At 51.6% G+C, this 19,371-nt stretch carries 16 protein-coding genes; 1 reads left to right on the forward strand and 15 read right to left on the reverse strand.

The window, feature by feature from the left end:
* Positions 1-41: 41 nt before the first annotated feature.
* From MED297_RS06650 to MED297_RS06705, 12 genes are all read right to left on the reverse strand, one after another.
* Entirely contained in the window at positions 42-1,034 is a 993-nt protein-coding gene (locus MED297_RS06650) for an alpha/beta hydrolase (RefSeq protein ID WP_008043459.1), read from the reverse strand.
* A 298-nt stretch (positions 1,035-1,332) separates the two neighbouring features.
* Positions 1,333-3,210 (reverse strand): sensor histidine kinase, encoded by a 1,878-nt coding sequence (locus MED297_RS06655; RefSeq protein WP_008043460.1) that lies wholly within the window; start codon positions 3,208-3,210, stop codon positions 1,333-1,335.
* Positions 3,207-5,384: an EAL domain-containing response regulator gene (locus MED297_RS06660; RefSeq protein WP_008043461.1), complete on the reverse strand. Its 2,178-nt coding sequence runs from the start codon at positions 5,382-5,384 to the stop codon at positions 3,207-3,209. The genes MED297_RS06655 and MED297_RS06660 overlap by 4 nt, the downstream gene beginning before the upstream one ends.
* A gap of 229 nt (positions 5,385-5,613) precedes the next feature.
* Positions 5,614-6,588, reverse strand: coding sequence for an alpha/beta hydrolase (locus MED297_RS06665; RefSeq protein ID WP_008043462.1), 975 nt, complete (start codon positions 6,586-6,588; stop codon positions 5,614-5,616).
* 127 nt (positions 6,589-6,715) lie between these two features.
* Positions 6,716-7,552 carry an alpha/beta fold hydrolase gene (locus tag MED297_RS06670; protein WP_008043470.1) on the reverse strand — a complete coding sequence of 279 codons (837 nt, stop codon included), beginning with the start codon at positions 7,550-7,552 and terminating at the stop codon, positions 6,716-6,718.
* Entirely contained in the window at positions 7,545-8,615 is a 1,071-nt protein-coding gene (locus tag MED297_RS06675) for a branched-chain amino acid ABC transporter permease (protein WP_202594522.1), read from the reverse strand. The genes MED297_RS06670 and MED297_RS06675 overlap by 8 nt, the downstream gene beginning before the upstream one ends.
* Positions 8,612-9,691 carry a branched-chain amino acid ABC transporter permease gene (locus MED297_RS06680; protein WP_008043475.1) on the reverse strand — a complete coding sequence of 360 codons (1,080 nt, stop codon included), beginning with the start codon at positions 9,689-9,691 and terminating at the stop codon, positions 8,612-8,614. Before MED297_RS06680 ends, MED297_RS06675 begins: the two co-directional genes overlap by 4 nt.
* Positions 9,688-10,443, reverse strand: a complete 756-nt coding sequence (locus MED297_RS06685) for an ABC transporter ATP-binding protein (protein ID WP_008043476.1) — start codon at positions 10,441-10,443, stop codon at positions 9,688-9,690. The genes MED297_RS06680 and MED297_RS06685 overlap by 4 nt, the downstream gene beginning before the upstream one ends.
* On the reverse strand, positions 10,443-11,225 hold the full coding sequence (locus MED297_RS06690; protein WP_008043478.1) for an ABC transporter ATP-binding protein: 783 nt from the start codon (positions 11,223-11,225) through the stop codon (positions 10,443-10,445). Before MED297_RS06690 ends, MED297_RS06685 begins: the two co-directional genes overlap by 1 nt.
* 60 nt (positions 11,226-11,285) lie before the next feature.
* Positions 11,286-12,473 carry a substrate-binding domain-containing protein gene (locus MED297_RS06695; protein ID WP_008043479.1) on the reverse strand — a complete coding sequence of 396 codons (1,188 nt, stop codon included), beginning with the start codon at positions 12,471-12,473 and terminating at the stop codon, positions 11,286-11,288.
* Between the two features lie 23 nt (positions 12,474-12,496).
* Positions 12,497-13,999, reverse strand: a complete 1,503-nt coding sequence (locus tag MED297_RS06700; RefSeq protein WP_008043482.1) for a class I adenylate-forming enzyme family protein — start codon at positions 13,997-13,999, stop codon at positions 12,497-12,499.
* Positions 13,996-14,604 carry a TetR/AcrR family transcriptional regulator gene (locus MED297_RS06705; protein WP_008043483.1) on the reverse strand — a complete coding sequence of 203 codons (609 nt, stop codon included), beginning with the start codon at positions 14,602-14,604 and terminating at the stop codon, positions 13,996-13,998. The genes MED297_RS06700 and MED297_RS06705 overlap by 4 nt, the downstream gene beginning before the upstream one ends.
* Positions 14,605-14,912: 308 nt before the next feature.
* Between MED297_RS06705 and MED297_RS06710 the strand changes: the two genes are divergently transcribed.
* Positions 14,913-16,571, forward strand: a complete 1,659-nt coding sequence (locus tag MED297_RS06710) for a carbohydrate-binding protein (RefSeq protein ID WP_237613419.1) — start codon at positions 14,913-14,915, stop codon at positions 16,569-16,571.
* A 77-nt stretch (positions 16,572-16,648) separates the two neighbouring features.
* On the opposite strand, the gene MED297_RS06715 is transcribed toward MED297_RS06710, so the two are convergent.
* From MED297_RS06715 to MED297_RS06725, 3 genes are all read right to left on the reverse strand, one after another.
* Complete coding sequence (locus MED297_RS06715) at positions 16,649-17,371, reverse strand: hypothetical protein (RefSeq protein WP_008043485.1); 723 nt, start codon at positions 17,369-17,371, stop codon at positions 16,649-16,651.
* Positions 17,372-17,476: 105 nt separating this feature from the next.
* Entirely contained in the window at positions 17,477-18,151 is a 675-nt protein-coding gene (locus MED297_RS06720; RefSeq protein WP_008043486.1) for a response regulator, read from the reverse strand.
* Positions 18,148-19,287, reverse strand: a complete 1,140-nt coding sequence (locus MED297_RS06725; protein WP_008043487.1) for a sensor histidine kinase — start codon at positions 19,285-19,287, stop codon at positions 18,148-18,150. Before MED297_RS06725 ends, MED297_RS06720 begins: the two co-directional genes overlap by 4 nt.
* Positions 19,288-19,371 lie beyond the last annotated feature (84 nt).

Raw genomic sequence — 19,371 nt, forward strand, 5'->3', positions numbered from 1 at the left:
AAAAGGCGCAGCCTTAGGCGCGCCTGTAATATCTGGGCGTTTTATTTCAGATTTTCACGGAAGAAAGCGTCCATTCGATCAAATGGGATCAAATCCACTTTGTCGTACAGATCCACATGCACCAGATCATCGAGAATCATCATCTCTTTTGGTTCTGCGGCATCCTGATAGGCCGATTCTGTGAAATATCGGGAGTGTGCCTTTTCACCTGCAATCAGCAGGATTGGGCGTGGCGATATCTCATCGATGTAGGTCATGATTGGCATGTTCATCAGGGACAATGCATTTGTTGCCGTAAACGAACCATTCGAGTTAATTGAACGGGGGTGGAACCCGCGTTCGGTTTTGTAGTAATCGACATAGCTCGACAAAAACTCTGGTTCTTCTCCGGTCAGATCCTGGCTTTCCGGCAAGCCCATGCCTGACAAAGCAAACTTACCCGCTTCCGCGTCTGCCCAACGCTGCTGGCTGAGTTGCTCCAGGGTTTCGGTGCGTTCTGTTTTCGTCATGGCATCGAAATAGCCATTTGCGGTCACGCGCGACATGTTGTACATGCTGGTCGTCGCCACAGCTTTAATGCGCTTATCGACCGCGGCGGCATTTAATACAAAGCCACCAAAGCCACAAATGCCAATGGCGCCGATTTTTTCCCGGTCGACCTGAGGTTGTAAGCCCAGAAAATCGACAGCTGCGCTGAAATCTTCGGTATATATTTCCGGCGATGCCAGGTTTCTGACTTCCTGGTTATCACCATAGGTCACACCGCGACTCTCACCGGTAAAAGATGGATCGAAGGCAACGGTGACATACCCGCGTTCGGCCAGCGTTTGTGCATACAGGCCGGAAGACTGCTCTTTTACGGCACCGTAAGGGCCGCTGATGGCGATGGCTGGCAAATGTTGACCCTCATCGTTTTTCGGGCGATACAAGTCGGCCGCCAACGTAATGCCATAACGGTTGGTAAAGGTTACTTTTTGGTGTTCAACCCGATCACTTTTCGGAAAGGTCTTATCCCATTCGTGTGTTAACTGCATGTGTCTGTCTCTCTAGGTGTGCTCAAAATGTAGCGCTACTATGCCCTCGCTGAGTAAAGAGGCGATAACACGAAACATCGGAATGTTTGCCTAATTGTCTGAATGTGAGATTTTTGACCAACGATGTCCCAAGCAGACTCCTGCCGGAAAACGTTCCCCGTCATGGTCAAGACGACTACAAAACCGTTTGGTATGTCCGTTAAAACAGAGGGTTACGTCAGTTCAGATGTTCGTGAATGAGGGTCAGGCCTTAATGTCGTTAAGATAAGTAAGATTTTCTGATCGCCTTTATGGCCAGTTACAAATCAACCGATTGGAGATTTTTAGGCAGGGTTAAGGTGAACGTGGTTCCGACTTCAGGTTCTGAGCTCACCCGTATTTGACCTTTCAGCGTTTGTGTCACCCACAAGTACACCATGTGCAGCCCCAAACCGGTATGTCCGTGGCCGCGACCGGTTGAATAAAACGGTTCGAACACGCGGTCGGGTTGAGAAATGCCACGTCCGTTGTCGCTTACGGCAATGGTGAGGCTTTTTTCTTCCTCAGTCACGTCGATCTCTATCTCGCCGGGCACACCCGGTTCAAAAGCATGTGCAACGGCATTTTCCACGAGATTGTTTAAGACCTGAGTGATCATAAACCCATGACTGATGAGACGAACTGAATCGGGGTAATGAACGGTGAGTTTAAGCAGAGACTCAGGATTATTGCGGTTAAACGTCCTCTGCAGAACGCTCAGCTCTTTTGCCAGATCAACCTCGTACGATTCATCGGCATCCACTCGTTTAGCCAGCATACGGAAGCGGCTGATGAGATTTTTACTGGAGTGCAGATGCTCATGTGCCAGATTTAACGACTGTTCGGCATGATTCAACGAAGATAACAGTTTTTCTTCGGTGAGTTCGCCCAGCTTGTATAGCCGGATCAGTTCCGGGATGTCTTCCAATGCCGAATCAACAGACAACCCTGCTCCATTGACAGGCGTGTTGAGTTCATGTGCAACACCGGACACCATCATCCCCAGAGCCGCGACCTTTTGGCTTTCCACGAGCTGATTTTGCACCAGTTTCAGGTTGTTGTGGGTAATGATCAGATCATTGTGTTTTTCGGATATCTCATTTCTTTCCTGCCGCAGCTGCTCCACTAAACTGCGCCGTCGTTCCATTGCATCAATCAGTTTCAACGTTACCCAAAGCAGAACGATCAGCATGATCATCAACGGCAGAAACAGCCACAATCCGATGTCGATCGCCAAGCCACGAATCTGTGCCTGGTCGTGTTCGATCAGTATTAAGAGCTGTCGATCTTCCGGTGCGGTTTGCCACAGGGTACTGTCAAACCGGATGGCATCGTAAAAATGGTACTGAAACCATCCTTGTCGCGCACTCTGCCCGCCGGCCAGATCGCCATCGGAAAAATCCAACAACGGGAACTCGTCACTTAAAGAATCGGATTGCCCGGTCTGTCGTGAAAACCGTTTGTTTGCCTCCGGATGAAACACCCATTCCCCATTAGTTCGAGCAATATAGAGACGTTGTCCGGGAAGGTCTGGTAAATATTGAAACAGTGGCTCGGCATTGAAGTTTAAAAACACAACCAGATCCTGATTCGGTGCCGGGAGCGACAGCCTGGCGGCAACACGATACGTCGGTCGCAAAGGTTGTTCGAGCTCGCCATTTTCCACATTCAGGTTCAGCGTCGACAAATACAACTGGCCAAAAGCCAGGTAAGGCAATTGAAGATACTCCCGTCCGGCTTTGTTCTGCAATGGAGCAAACCCCCGCCCCTTTTCAATACGCAACCGTTCCTGGCCATCAAGACTCATGATGCGGATCTGATACAGCGACGAGTCTCGTTCAAAGGCGGTTTCAGAGATGGATATAAAACGGTCAGAGGTGAAAGTCGGGTCTTCAATCGCCAGCAGACTGAGTCGTTGTGCCAGCGCAAGCGTTAAAAAGGCCGTTTCCGTGAACTCAGATTCAATCTGGTCACCTACTGTGTCGACAACGACGCGATTGGTTTCGATCCGTTGCTGAACGGATGACTGAAACGCCTGCCAGCTCAACACACACCAACCGACGAACAGAGCGCCAGCAAGGAGCCAGGAAAACACCCGTAAACGATCAAAGATGGACTCATGTTTGGCCAGCGCTTGCCATTGATCCCGGATGTTCATTCGTCGTCTGCGTGGGTGTTCAACCAGTTCACAAAATCATCCCAGGGCATCGGTTTCGCATAAAAGTAACCCTGACCAAAACGAACGCCCAGTTCTTTTAACTTCGTTTCCTGTTCCTCGGTTTCGATGCCCTCAGCAATCAACTCCAAGCCTAAGCGTTCAGCGAGTGCCACGGAGAGTTCGATGGCCATCGCGCTGGAACGATTGTGGAGAAAGTCGTTCACGAACTCCCGATCAACTTTAATGACATCGACTGTCAGCTTGGTGATGTGCATAAGCGATGAATAGCCTTTGCCAAAATCATCGAGGGCAATGCGCAACCCTGCATTTTGCAGTTTCTCGAGAAACTCACTGAGGTACTCATAGTCCCGCACGGGTTCTTCTTCGGTAATCTCCACTTCCAGACGGTCAATTTCCAAATTCGTTTGGGTTACCTTGTCGAGAAACTGAGACTCAAATTTACGATCCCCGACTTCACTGGGTGACATGTTTAAAGACACGGTTATTTTATGACCCAGTTCATTCAGCAAGTGGGTTTTTTCCAGCACTTGTTCGGCAATGCACAAGTCTAGCTGGTCGATAAAGCCTGCGTTTTGGGCGATGTTGATAAACGAATCCGGAGGTACCGGCTTTTCTTCAAAACTCCAGCGAGCCAGCGCTTCACAACCCACGGGTTTCCGGGTCTCTAACTCTACTTTTGGCTGAAACACCACCGAAAGCCGTTTCGCTTCGATGTCCGCATGCAACTGTTGCATCATCCGAATACGAACATCAGCAATCTGTACGATGCTTGGGCTATATTCCATCACGAAAATTTGCTTTTCCTGCATATAAAATTTCGCCAGATCGATGGAGCTGAAGGCTTCTTCTATATCCCGCTGATCCAGATGCTTCAACGGAATAACGAGTGCCCGGATGCTTAAATGAAGCTCAAAGATGTCGTCGTAAGGTTTTTCTAACCTGGCTTTCAGATCGTCTATCTCAGTAGGCTGGTCATTTTCGTTAATAAGATAAACTAAAGAATCCGGACTGAAGCGAGCCCATACATGGATGTCGCTGAACTGCTCTATAACTCTGCTATGCAGCAGTTCGAGATAGGTGAGAATGAAATCTTTACCCAATGAGGCGATGAGACTGGCGTAGTTCGCGATTTCGATAACCAGCAGTTGCCCGTTTTCCCAGACTATCTCGGGCATCAGGTCTAATTCACGCCGAAGCCGCTGGCGGTTATACAAACCGGTGTCTTCATCGAAATAGGCATGTCGAGCTAACCTGCTCGACAGGGTGACATTGGCAAAACCCGACTTGATGTTTTCACTGAAGACCTGCAACAGATAGACGCTGTAATCATCTAAGGGTTGAGTTGAAGCGATATACACCAGGTAATCCACGTCAATGTGATCATCGCTTTTAAAAACCAACAGCGTGTAGCCCTGTTCAAACTGATGCAGGCCTGATTTCAAAGCGTTCAACAAATCAGATCGAAAGCTCTCTTCCAACAAACTTGGCGCAGAATCGGCAAGTTGACTGCTTAACATTTCAAATCCGTTATCATCAGTCCATTGCAAACAGAGAATACCGGTATCCTGCAGATTCAGCAGGTGCCCGATCTGAGCCAAAACATCGTCGGTATACTGTTGCAGGTCGTAGTGGCGATAGATCTGCCGGCTGGCATCGAGAATCATCTGCAGCCCTTGTTTGGCCCGGTAAAGATGATTGATGTGTGTCCAGGTTCGCAGGTTGAGCCGAATCAAACCTCGTAAAATCGCTGGGTTCAGATCCGACTTTTCGTAGTAATGGTCGATGTCGTATTGCTCGAGTACTTTCTCTTCCGGTGCCATGCCAGGTTGGCCGGTCAGAATGATGATGCGTATTCGGCTGTTGCCGAGAATGTCGCGAATGGTGTTCACCAGCCGTAAGCCGGCGTCGTCTTGTTCCATCACCACGTCGAGTAGCACGATGGCAATATCGTCGTGCTGGGAAAGGACTTTGGCGGCCTCCTGAGCACTGCTCGCGGTTAATATATCGAGTTTGCCACCCTCAAACTCGACGGTGTTCAGTATGTTGATCAGGTTCTGCTGAAAGTTGGCATTGTCCTCAACCGTCAGGACTTTCCAGGTAACCTCTGGCTTCGTCTGTTCAATGGGTTCGGACGATTTCAGTTTCAGATCCATGTGATCAATGTCCCATTTTTATTATTACCAATTTAAACTAGTAACCATTTCGACAATGTTCAAGAAATCGCACCAATCGGGTGCTTCTTTTTAAACGTCGCTCACGTTGTTACGAGGTATGGTTGGTTCCGGGCCAAAAAAACCTGAGTCATTGTAGAAAACAAACAGGGTTTGAAGGATCTCAAGTGTCCGACAAACCCAAAAAGAAACCGTGAGGATAGGAGCAGCTTTAGAATGGAGACGCTAAACGCTGGTGCCGATCACCGGACGGCAATCGCCCCCATTTGATGGCGTGCGCCATATGCGGGATCAAAGGGCTGGTTACGCCTTTCGGACTGCGCATAAAGTAAGTATGGCCACTGGGTGGGTTCAGACTGTTGTTGAAGTCATCGCAATCGACCTCGAAGACTCGCTGCGGCAACTTATCCATATTTTCCGGACCCGTCATCCCCAGACGACGCGTTAGTGTTTTATTTTTAATGTTGGCCACTTTACTGGCCGGCATTGCCAGATCATCGCCGGCAAAGTACACCACCACATTGCGACTGGCGTCGACAATATAACGACCGGGTTCCTTCGGCTCGAGCACTTCATTTGGTACATCTGGCGCGACCATAAAGGTATTGCGGAACAACATGGGGGCATTCCCCCCACTGTGTTTTTCTGCCCAGAGTTGCATGGCATTGACCAGTACCCGATTGCCCATTGAATGCGCCAATACATTGATACGTCTTAAACACGGAACCTGCTGCTGAGCGGGTAACCGGCGCCAGTGATCAAACTTGGCCAATGCGCGTGCAAAGCCAAAGCCGCTGGCATCGGCGGCATCCTGATCGTCCCAATAGTCATCGACCATCGCCAGAATGGAATCGTCATCGCAAGGCCAGATAACGGGCACCACCAGAACCAGGTCCTTTTCTATTTTGTCGAACTCCTCCTGTAAGACCTGAGTATTGCTGAACACTTCCGGTTCCATGTTGTTGTTATAGCCGTGAATGTAGAACAGCAACTGAGTTTTGGCGGGCAGCTCTTTCAGTTTTTGGAAAAACGCCGGGCTTTTGATTTCGATGTAATCGTCTTTATCGCGTCGTTCACAGAAATACAGTAACTGGCTGACAGTTGTGGTGTCGTAGTCAAATGAAATCCGACGGTTTAGTTTCGACTTGGCCGACTGCTTTGGCCGGCGGTTCGTTAAAAACAGCATCCCTCTCTCCTTATTGTCCTTGTTTGATGGTTTTTTAATCATAACGGATTCACGTGATTTGTCATGCGACACCAAAGCAGACATTCGGAAAAAGGCCCGGACCCGAAAATCCGGACAATCCAGGCACTCAAAGGTCAGTCAAAAACGCCAGTACAGGACCGATATGGTCAGGTCGATGCAATCCGGGGGCGTGCCCGCAGCCAGCGATCGGAAGGTACTGAAGCGTTGGTTGCTGACATTTCATCTCGGCGACAATCGCGTCAGTCAATACATCGGACTCTTTGCCGTGCACCAACAGAATCGGGCAGCGAAGTGCGGCAAAGACGCTCCAGGCATCGGCCGGCGTTTTGGTCGGATCAAAGGGGACCGCCACCTTGGGGTCGTAATGGCTTGTCCATCGCCCTTGTGGATTACGACGACCACAAGCCATGGCCATGTTCCGCCATTGCTGATCGCTGCGTTGACCAAAGGGTGCGTACAACTGCCGGATCCGATCTTCAAAGGCTGATAACCGATCAAACTCCGGAAACTCGGCGACGTACTCGGCAATTCTTGCCAGGGCCGACGTTGGCACTTCCGGTCCGATGTCATTCAACACCAGTTTATTGATCGTTACCGTGTCCGTCATTGAGGCCACCACTAACCCGAGCAACCCGCCCATACTGGTACCAACCCAGTCGCACTGCGAAATGCCATAGTGACGAATCAGGTCCTGAACATGAGTCAGATAGTTGGAAATCTGATATTCACTGGCGTCCTGCGCCCATTGCGATAAACCACGGCCCAGGGTATCGGGCGCGATAACCCGGTAGCCTTGCTCCGCAAGCGCCAAGCCCAGCTCGTCAAAGTCTGCACTGGTTCGAGCCAGACCGTGCCAACATATCACCGTGTTTTGTGCATTCCGGTTCCACACCCGAACGTGCAGTTCGCGGTCATGACAGAGGACAAAATCATGTTCAACCATGGTCTGCCCTCCCCCGAACCAAGCGCCCGACGATACCCAACGGGAAGAAATACACCATGACAACGAACAGCACACCTAACCACAACAGCCAGCGTTCCGGGTTAAACAGCTCAGCGAGTATCGGCACATCAATGAAGGCGTTGTGTGCGACACCCATGGCTTCGTTCAAATAGTTACGCGCCAGAACCAGCAGCGTGGCCCCGATGATTGCGCCATAGAGTGACCCCATGCCACCGATCACCACCATCAGCAGGATGTCGATCATGATGTTCAGTGACAGCACGGAGTCCGGCCCGGTATAGCGTAACCAGATGGCCATCAGCACACCCGCGAGTGTCGCCATACAGGCACTGATGACGGTAGCGGCCGTTCGATAATAGACGGTGGTGTAGCCAATTGCCTCAGCTCGGAAATCGTTCTCGCGCAGCGCCTTCAGCACTTTACCGAAAGGCGACGCGACAATCCGGACCATTAACAGAAACAGCACAGTCGATACGGTAAAGATCAGATAGTAATTGAGCAATTTTCCGTTGATTCGCACGCCCAGCACTTTGTCATCGAGCAACTTAAAGGCCGGGGTCAGGACCCGGGGAATCCGGTAGGTCATACCGTCTTCACCACCGGTGTATAGATAGAGTTGCGAGACCAATACGGTCGCCACACTGGCCACCGCCAAAGTAATCATGGCGTAGAAGATGGCTTTAACGCGCAACGACACCAAGCCAATCGTTACCGCCACAACCGTGGACACCCCCAGTGCCACGACAACAGCCACCAACAACACGCCAAACCCGGGCGCGACGTGATCGAACGCGATAGCCACACTGTAAGCGCCGATGCCAAAAAACAACGTGTGCGCAAAGCTCACCACACCGGTATAACCCAACAGCAAATCGTAACTGGCCACGAGGACGATAAAAATGCATAGCCGTGCGGCGGTATCAAGTGCTCGGCTACCGTCAAAAATGAACGGCGCCAACAACAGTGAGACCACAATCACCGCCAACAGGCCCCTGAGTATCCGGCTCTGCGGAAGCGTATCTCGGATGGATTGAAACATCATGAATCTCCTTTCGATACCGGGACCAGCCCTTTCGGCCGCCACAGCAAGACCGCCACCATCAGAATCAACGTTGAAACCAACGCCAGTTTGGGAAAAATAAACCCGACGTAGTTGGTCAACAGCCCCACCATCAAGGCGGCCAGAAAGCAGCCTTCAATGGAACCAAGCCCGCCGATGATGGCGACAATGAAGACGGTAATCATCAGGTTTTGGCCGATGTGGGCGGTAATCACTTCATCGTATAACCCCCACATGACGCCGCCCATGCCCGCCAAAGCCGATCCGGCAATGAACACCAGGATGAACAGCTTTTCGATGTTGAAGCCCAGCGATTTCACTATTTCCCGGTTTTCCACGCCGGCACGGATCAACAGACCCAGACGGGTATGGGTAAACACCCAGCGCAGCAGGATAAACAGCACGACGCCCATGATCACGGCCAGTAACCGATACTTCTCAAAGACAAAGTCGCCAAACTGAAAACTGCCCTGGAAACTGTCTGGTTTCAGCCAGGCACGTTCCTCATGCCCCCACAGCACATAAATCATCTCTTCGGCAACGATCATTCCACCGGTGGTAATCAGGATCTGCATCAGGTGGTTGCCGTAAACATGCCGGATGATCAGTCGTTCAAATGCCCAGGATAAGAGTCCGACCACCACCGCTGCGCCCATCATCGCCAAAACAAACAGACCGATGTGGGTCCAGAATGACCCGGCAGCGATCAACTCAGGAAACATGGCCATCACGCTGAAGCCGACAAAGGCCCCAAAAGAGATAAAAGCACCATGGCCGAAGTTCAGTACGTCCATCAGGCCAAACACCAGAGTAAAACCAGAAGTCATCACAAACAGCATCATGCCCATGGCCAACCCGGCAATGGTCAACGTCATCCACGCAGCGGGATCGGGAATTAAGACAAACCCGATGAAGGCGAACGCCACCAACAGCAAGCCGGACTGAACCGTCGCATTCTGATGCCAGTGAGAGAGTGGTTGTACCGATACGGAATTGTCAGCCATTGGCTCACCCCGCTTCGTCAGTTGTTTAATTAAGGTCTGAATCTGAGTCGTCATTGGTGTGCCTCCATACTCAGCCCCAGCAGTGACGCCTGTTTGTCTTTGTCCGCAACAAAAGAGGCCATGTCACTTTCATGAACAATGCAGCCATCATCCATAATCGCTACGTGATCCCCCAGAGTACTGGCCATTCGGAAGTTCTGTTCGACCATCAGAATGGTCGTATCCGCGTCTTTCAGTTCGCGAAATGCTCGGATCAACGACTCGATAATGGATGGCGCTAGCCCTTTACTGGGTTCATCGACCAGCAAGATTTCACACGGCTCTATGATGGCTCGTGCGATGGCCAGCATCTGTTTTTGCCCTCCGGACAACTGCCCGGCCGGCCAATGCCAGAATTTCTCAAGAGCCGGAAACAGTCCGAAGACCCAGGTCAGACGATCCTGATTGAATCGGTTTTGCCGGGTGGCCAGCCGGACATTCTCTTCAACAGTCAAACCGGCAAAGATGCCCATGTTCTCAGGCACATAGTGCACACCGGAGCGCGCAATGGTCATGGTATCGAGGGTTTCAATGGCTCGATCCTTTAAATGGACCTGGCCACTGTGCGCCGGCCATAACCCCATGATGGTGCGCATGGTGGTGGTTTTTCCGGCGCCATTGCGGCCCAGCAGCATGGTGACCTGGTTCCGAGGTACCCGGAAACTGACGCCATGCAGAATGTGGTACTGACCGATGTGGGTATGGACATCGGTTAATCTCAAAAGGTCGTCAGTTTCACTGACGTTTCGTTGCAGGTTTGCAGTCATCAGGCCACCTCCTCGTCACTGAGCTCACCGAGATAGGCCTGTCTGACGACATCGAGCTGCATCACCGATTCCGGTTCGCCGTCGGCCAGCAGTCGCCCGTTGTGCAACACCAGAATACGGTCGGCAAGTGTGCGGATGACATCCAGTTTGTGTTCGACCAATAAGATCGTTCGGTCCTGTTCATTTTTGATGCGATGGATCAGCTCCAACAGCACCGGGGCTTCATCAACGCTCATGCCGGCGGTTGGTTCATCAAACATCATGACTTGCGGGTCCATAGCCAGCATCATGCCGACTTCCAGCCGGCGTTGTGCTCCATGCGATAAGGCTCTGGCAAAATCGTCAGCCCGTTCGGTCAAACCGATGGTATCCAGCAGCGATTCCACTTCCGTCCTGACGGCCTGTTGCCGACTGGCCAAAGTCCAGATCCGGTGCCCGAGCCCATGTCTTGCCTGCACCACCAATCCCAGGTTTTCTTCAACGGTCAGGTTCGGAAACAGCTGGGTCAGCTGAAAGGCCCGGCCCAGACCGTGGCGTGCCCGCTTGGCAACAGGCCAGCGCGAGATGTCACGTTCATTCAGATAGACCGTTCCGGAGCTGGGCGGTAACTGTCCGGATATCAAATTAAAGTACGTCGTTTTACCCGCACCGTTCGGGCCGACAATGGCGGTCAGACTGCCCGCTTCAAAGGCGGCGCTGACCCGGTCGACCGCCACGTGACCGCCAAAACGAATCGTTAACGCCTCCGTCTGCAACACGGGCGTGCGTGATGAATTCACCATGGAAACTCTCTCGTCCGATTATCAGTAGAAGGGGCATGCACGGCATGCCCCAGAGACGTGTTAGCGGTTGGTTCGACCGACCGGGACATCCATTTCGGAGACCGGAATTTCACGAACCAGTTCCAGACGGGCCCAATCGTAGGCGTCGTCATCCACAACCTTGAAGTGATACATCGGTTGCAGCGCCTGATGATCTTCTTTGCGGAATGTCATGGTGCCTTTTGGCGTTTCCCAACTCATGCCTTCCATGGTCTCAATCAGATCTTCCGTGTCCGTTGAGTTGGCGGATTCAATCGCATTAACAATAGCCAATGCTGCGCTCATTCCGCCTGCGGTGAACATGTCCGGCGGTGAATCGAATCGTTTTTGATGTTCACTGACCAGCCAGTCGTTAATCGCATTGTTTGGGTTTTCGTAATAGTAATAGGTAGCCCCTTCTGCGCCGGGAAACTGCTTATACGCAGGCAATGCCGCTAGAATGTTTCCAGCCAGGGCAAAACCGATGTCGTACCGTTCAGGGTTCATGGCCTGCAATTTTGACATTGGATTACCACTGCCCGCCCAGATGGTGTAGATGAGCTTTTCACCGTCTTCATCTTTCAGCGCATCAAACAGCCGTTGACCTGCGGCGGTAAAATCCGTTGTTGTGGTAGGTACATATTCTTCGTGAACCAAGTCGGCACCAGTCCCTTCCAGAGCAGCCTTAAACGCAGCAACACCATCACGCCCAAAGGCGTAATCCTGCGCCAGTACAGCAATGCTCACGCCCGGGCGGCCAATGGCTTTGGCATTAGCAATGGCATCCTGAGAAGAGTTTCGACCTGTATGAAAGATGTACCGGTTGGAGTCCGGACCCGTAATGGAGTCCGCAACGGCCGGTTCTACAATTAGGAGCTTTTCGTACTCTTCAGCAACCGGCAGCATCGCCATGGCCACACCGGATGACACCGGTCCGACGGCAAGATCCACCTCATCGTCGGCGTAGGCTTCTTCCAGTAAAGAGCGACCCATTTCCGGGTTTGCCTGGGAGTCCTTTTCGATGACGACGATTTTTTCGCCGTTAATCATCATCGAACCGTCTGTGGCGTATTCCAATCCCAACATGAACCCGTCATGCGATTGTTTACCATACACGCCCAACGGACCGGACCCCGGATAGATGTGTGCAATTTTTATATCGGCTGATGCAATGGAAGCCAATGCCGTCAGCGCCACCCCGAAGGTAATCGCGACTCGTGGTTTGGTCATTTTACTCTCCTGTTATTGTTGTTTTATTGCGAGTACTGCTCTGGGCGTACCCAGTTCAGCACGATTCCACGCCGGATTTTTCCGGTCGCGGTTTTGGGTAATTCGTCGACAAACTCAATGCGTGTCGGGACCTTGTACCGAGCCAATCGGGTACGGCAAAAGGTTTGAAGATCGTCTGCCTTCAGGAAATAACCGGGGGTCTGTACGACAAAAGCAACGCCGGTTTCGCCCCAAAGCGGGTGCGGTTCGCCGAGCACGACCACTTCTTCGACACCGCGGAAGTGCAACAGAACGTCTTCGACTTCATTGGGAAAGACGTTTTCACCACCGCAGATGTACATGTCGCTCATTCGATCGACCAAAGTAAACTGATCGTGCTCGCGCCGGGCAATGTCGCCGGTTCTGAACCATTCACCGACAAAAGCCATCGAGTTCGCTTTGCTGTTGCGCCAGTACCCGAGCGTGACGGCGTCACCGCGAATCCAGATTTCACCGGGTTCCCCGGGTTCGACGTCTTGGTGGTCAGGACCCACGAGGCGAACGTCTGTGTTAGGTACCGGGTTACCAATGGCACAGGGTTGATTCTCGGCTTCTTCATAGGTTTGCAAAAAGAGGGTCGGGCCGGACTCCGTCAAACCACAGCCGTTTTGAATGACAAATCCAGTTGCCTGCCATTGTTGCCACAAAGAATGACTCAAAGGCGCCCCGCCACTGGCGAACAGCTTAAATGCAGAGCGGTGCTGAGGCAGTTCCGTAAAACCGGCGGTATCGGCGAGCTTCTGCAGTAACGTCGGAACCAGCAAAATCAGGTTAATTGGCGTGTTTTTTAAATCGTCCAACAGTTTGTCCGGATCAGCCTCGGCATATACCCTCACCGAGCCGCCGTTCATCAGCACAGGCAAGGCAAAGAGGTTGATTCCAGCCGTATGGTACTGGGGCAGAATGGACAATGTCTGATCCTGTTCACTTAATGCCACCCGGCTGGCAACATTGCGAACATTGGCTTCATGCATATCCCAGGTATTGATCACCGCTTTGGGAACGCCTGTCGTACCGGAGGTGAAAATCAAGTACCAGGGCACATCGGACGGCTGTTTTGGTAGTGACGCCGCCGGCCAGTTTTGGGTAACCACATCGGCGACATCGACGGATTGCGTTCCGGTGAGCCGTTGCAGGTGTATGGATGCGTCTTGAAACAGATGCTCATAAATAATCAGCGACGGTGAAGCCAGTTTCAGGATCGAAACCTGAACGGATAAGCTCTCACGCCAGTTCAGTGGTAGCAATACCACGCCGGTTTTCTGTGCAGCAAATAAGGCGGCAAAAAAATCAATCCGATTCCGTGTAATCCAAACCACAACCTGCCCACTTTGCAGACCCTTGGCCTTTAAAAATCCACACCAGTTCTGAACCTGGCGATGCAGGTCCTGATAAGACCATTGTTCAGCGGAATCCGCATCGATCAGGGCTATCCGCCGCTCGAAACGGGTGGCCAACTGTCCGACCGGGTCGTTAATCGGGTTCATGGTTTTAACCCATGGCTGAGTAAATCGATGGTGCTGTCGACAATGTCATCCAATGTACGCTCGGTATCCCAGACCACAAACCGCTGCCCGATGAAATGCATCATGCCCATCATCGACCAGGTCCAGGCTTCGGTGTCACCGTCGCGGATACCGCCGCGCTGTTGAGCAGCCATTAACGCGTCGTTGTAACCCTGAGCGAAGGACTCGTAATACGCACGGTAAACTTCAGGATCGACAAACTGACTTTCCTGCAGGATCCGGTATAAACCGGGGTGCGCCTGAATGTATTCAAGAAATGTGCGCAGACCGATTCGCTCGGCATCAATTCGGTCAGACACGTCGATGATGGCTTCAGACAACAACGCCCGCAGCGAACGGTTAATGAACAGGACCAGCTCACGGAGAACATCCTCTTTGCATTTAAAATACAGATAAAACGTCCCCTGCCCGATCCCCGCTCGATGCGCAATGCCACTGATGGAGCCGTCATGAAAACCTTTTTCCGCAAACTCTGATTCGGCAGCAAGAAGGATTTTCTCCAAGGTTGCCTGTCCGCGTCGGGTTTTAGGCGCAGCGACCTGACTGAGCTTAGCGATTGAGTCCATTTTCCAACCTGACAAGTGATTCAGGTTTCAACTTAAACCAAATCGTTGGTTGCTGGCAAGCGTTGTTTAGTCGTACTTAGGTAGGATCAGCTTTTAATGACACATCAATGATTTCGCTGAGTTCTTTCCCAGGACTGATCAAATAACGATCATGTAACCGCTTACATTTTTTGCTCTTTTTGCGACACAGTCGGGGAAAAGGAAAAAACTGAGTTGGTATCGTACGCCGTTGAACACTGTCGAGGTGTTCTACATTCATTTGGATTGAAGGTAATAAAATGATAATAAAATCAGGAGTACCCTGCCGCGTGTCGCTGTTGTGCACGGCGTTAATGGCCGCTGCATCGCTCAATGCGCAGACGTTTCAGGCCGAGGATTACACTAACTATTACGATACCACTGCCGGCAACAGTGGAGGTGCTTATCGCAGTGACGCTGTCGATATTGAAGCCACTCAGGATACCGGCGGCGGCTACAATGTTGGCTGGATGGATGTTGGCGAATGGCTGAGCTACGGCGGTCTGAACATCCCACAAAATGGCCAGTATCGGGTAAAAGTGCGTGTCGCCAGTGGGCAAAGTGGTCAGCTTTCTGTCGATTTAAACGCCGGCTCTCAGGTATTGGGCACTTTTGAAGTGCCAAACACCGGCGGCTGGCAAAGCTGGACAACGTTGGAACATACGGTCGATCTGCAGTCCGGGCAATACGACTTAGGCGTCTATACCGGCACCGGTAATGTGAACTTTAACTGGATCAGCGTCGAGCCCGTCAATACCAACCCTCCCCCAACCGGCATGCGCATCGAAGCAGAAGATTATGTTGATTTTAACGATACCACCCCGGCCAACCTGGGTGGCGCGTATCGCTCAGATGCCGTTGATATTGAAACAACTTCCGATACCGGTGGCGGTTACAACGTCGGTTGGTGGGAAACCGGCGAGTGGCTGGCTTACCCTGCTGTATCGATTCCGGCGGATGGCAACTACACGCTCAAACTGCGCGTTGCCAGCGAAGCCGGCGGTCAACTGAACGTCGACTTTGATGCCGGTACTCATGCCGTGGGCACAGTCAATATTCCCGAAACCGGCGGTTGGCAGTCCTGGCAGACGGTTGAGATTTCTACTTACCTGAGCGCAGGTAACCATGCGCTGGGCCTGTATGCACTGACCGGTGGTTTTAACATCAATTGGGTTGAGATTGTCAGCGGTGGCTCTACCAATCCGGACCCCGAGCCGCCGACGAATGTGACCTGGAGCGATGAGTTTGACACCCTGGATTTATCAGTCTGGAACATCGAAACCGGTGGTCATGGCTTTGGTAACAATGAGCTGCAATGGTACTCAAACGGGCAAAACCTGAGCATTCAGTATGATGAGCAAGCTGGCTCTAACGTGCTCGTCATTGAGGCTCGTCAGGAACAGGGCGGAACCTGCTGGCATGGTGGCAACTGTGGCTACACATCCGGTAAAATCACCACACGATATAAAAAGAGCTTCCAATACGGTCGACTGGAAGCCCGCATGAAGCTCCCTCGAGTTCAGGGTATCTGGCCTGCTTTTTGGATGTTGGGCGATGCCTACAATACCCAGAGCTGGCCGCAAGGTGGCGAGATCGACATTATGGAGCATGTGAATACCAATAATGTCACCTCCGGCGCCCTGCATGGCCCCGGCTACTCCGGCAACACCCCCATCACCGGCTGGTTAGAGCACAGCCAGAGTATTGATCAGGGATATCATGTTTACGCAGTAGAATGGGATGCCAATGGTATTCGCTGGTTTGTTGATGACATCAACTTCTACAGCATTACCCGCGGTGAAGTGGAACAATACGGCGAGTACGTTTATGACCAGCCGTTCTGGTTCCTGCTGAACCTGGCCGTAGGCGGTAACTGGCCAGGTGATCCGGATCATGCGAACTTCCCGACTACCCGGATGTATATCGATTACGTTCGCGTTTATCAATAAAACTCAGAACTGAGTAGAAACACCCAAAAGGGGAGCACTTTAGCTCCCCTTTTTTATTTAACCTATCCAAACGATCACTACGATTGCGATGCTACGTCCTTCACTTTCAGCGGCACTAACTGAGAGTGGGCAATTTTCAGGTGACTTTCATTCCAGATCAGATCTTCAATAAACCGATCACGAACCAGACGCAAACTGTCGCGATCGGGTCGCTTGATGAACAGCTGATGCGCGATTTTGCAGGAGTTTGCCAATGATCGCCTGGTCTGCGCCAACTCCAGATACTTTTCTACTTCCCGGATCAGTTCAGAGGCCTTGAGTGGGGCGAGCTTGGCTTTCAGCTCATCGGTTAACTGGCGTTCATGCTGGATTCTCAGCTCAGCCAGAGCCTGAGTCAGGTGATTTTCCAGTGCATCACTGAATGTGGCCGCACCAGAGAGCGTCCGAAACTCTTGCAGAGCTTCATGGGCAGCCGGCGTCAAGGTGATGTTCATGGCCTTACTATGACGTTGCCGTTCCCGTCGTCGCCGCTTCCGTGCTGAGAGGGATTTCCGCAATCGCCCCCAGTCGTCCATCGTCAGTGATTCTTCCAGAATGGTCTGAGTTGACTGACAGAGATCTTTCGTCGGCCGTTCAATGTCTCGCCATTGCACGACGCATTCTTTCAGTGTCGATAACCCAAATCGGTGAATCGGATGATCCGGTTCACTTAACCAGTTGGGCTGTTGCAACTGATAATCGAGCCAGTCCAGACAATCGAACCAGTCATCGGCGTTCAGTTGGTAGCGTGGTCGAGGCATGTTTTATCTACAAGGTAGCCAATAAAGAGTTAGTATAGCCCTGCGCATACCGCGTGGTAAAGGGTGGTTCACTAAATCATTAACGACTACCTTGTAGACGTTAAATCATATCACACCCAGTTCCAGCGCTTTTAACACAGCCCGGGTTCGGTCTCTGACCCCCAACTTTGCGAGAATGTTAGAGACGTGATTCTTAATGGTTCCCTCTGATTTAAATATCGCCCGGGAAATTTCTTTGTTCGAATAACCGCCGGCCATGAGTCGGAGAATTTCAATTTCCCGTTGAGTCAATGGATCCTGTACGGGTTCCTTCTCAACTTTGCTCTGACCTTCTTTTTGCAATTCAGTAAAGCCCTTGATCACTCGCTCAGTCACTGCTGGCTGAATCAGGGTGTCCCCAGACGAGACCGTATCAATCGCTTCGACCAATGCTTCCAAAGAGACATCTTTGAGCAGGAACCCCCGGGCACCCGCACGAATACCACTCAGAACCAACTCATGATCATCAAAGGTCGTCAGGATGATGACCGGTATATCGATGTTCTGCTCTTTCATGGTTTTAACAGCGGTGATGCCATCCATTTTCGGCATGCGGATGTCCATGAGCACAACATCGGGTTGCAGCTCAGTCATCACGGTAAGCGCCTCTTCGCCGTCCCCTGCTTCACCGACAATGGTGATATGGCCGGCCAGGTTCAACAGGGATTTAATACCCTCTCTGACCAGGTTCTGATCATCAACCAGCATGACCTTGATGGTTGCTTTATCCTCTGAGCTCATAGTGCCTCCATGGTGGGAATACGAATAACCAATCCGAACCCACGTTTTGTTGATACGGTTAACTGACCACGCAGTTTTTCAATGCGCTCTCTCATTCCGGTTAACCCGTTCCCTTCGCTGAAACCAAACTGGCAGTATCCGTTGTCATGAATCTGCAGTTCTACATTGCTGTCAACTTGCGTCAATCGAATGGACATTTCAGACGCATTACCATGTTTGAGTGTGTTGGTGATGCCTTCTTGCACACAGCGGAACAAGGTATCGGCCGTTTTCGCATCCGGCAGTTGCAAGGCCGGATCAATATCCAGCTCAATTTTTAATCGTGGAATCTGAGAAATCAGTGCTTCCAGCGCATCTTCCAGACCGATATTTGAATTTTCACGCATTTCGCTAACCGTCTCGCGGACATCCGTCAGCAGTTGTTTGGCCATGTCATGCGCTTCTTTCACCAGTGTCTGGTTTTCACCACTGGTGGTGTAAGTTAAGTACTGCAGTTTTAAGATAAGTGCCGTCAAATGGTGACCCAAGCCGTCATGGAGATCACGGGAAATACGAAGACGCTCACTCTGTTTAGTCGACTCCTGCAACAAGGCCTGAGTCGCAATCAGCTCACGGTTCAACATGCTAATCTCGTCACGCGCTTCCTGTTCCTGAAGCACCCGCTGACTCATTCGAAACGCAAACAGATTGAAGGCGCCTGCTAAGGAGGTCCAAACCAGGGCATCCTCCACTGACCAATAGAACGCATTGAAATACCAATCCAGAGCGACCAGAGCCATAACGCCAAAATAAGCAACCAGACGGCTGAACCGAATGGGCAGCTGTGCCGCCAGGGCCACACCCAGGATGGCAATGACTCCCGAGTTGGTGATCAGCCGAATAAGGATAACGGACACCAGCTGGGCAATTATCGACCACTGCCGGATACGCTTGTCCATGCGCGTATATTCCTGATCGCGTGTGGTCAGATAAAAGCCGATAATAAATAACAGCAGACAAAGTACGACAGCAAACAGCCTGAGCTGGCCGTTCAATGTATCGGTTGGCTGAGAACTGAGTGTGAGATAGCACACAACCGCCCAGGCCAGATAACCGGTCATACCTTCGAGATTCTGGGCGATAGAATTCTGATACACGAGATGCGAGATTCTGTTCAATGGATGTCCTGCAGTGTAAGCCGAACTGTGACTCTGCGCACAGTGACTAAGGTCATGGTTGCT

This window comes from Reinekea blandensis MED297 (genome assembly GCF_000153185.1).
Lineage (GTDB): Bacteria > Pseudomonadota > Gammaproteobacteria > Pseudomonadales > Natronospirillaceae > Reinekea > Reinekea blandensis.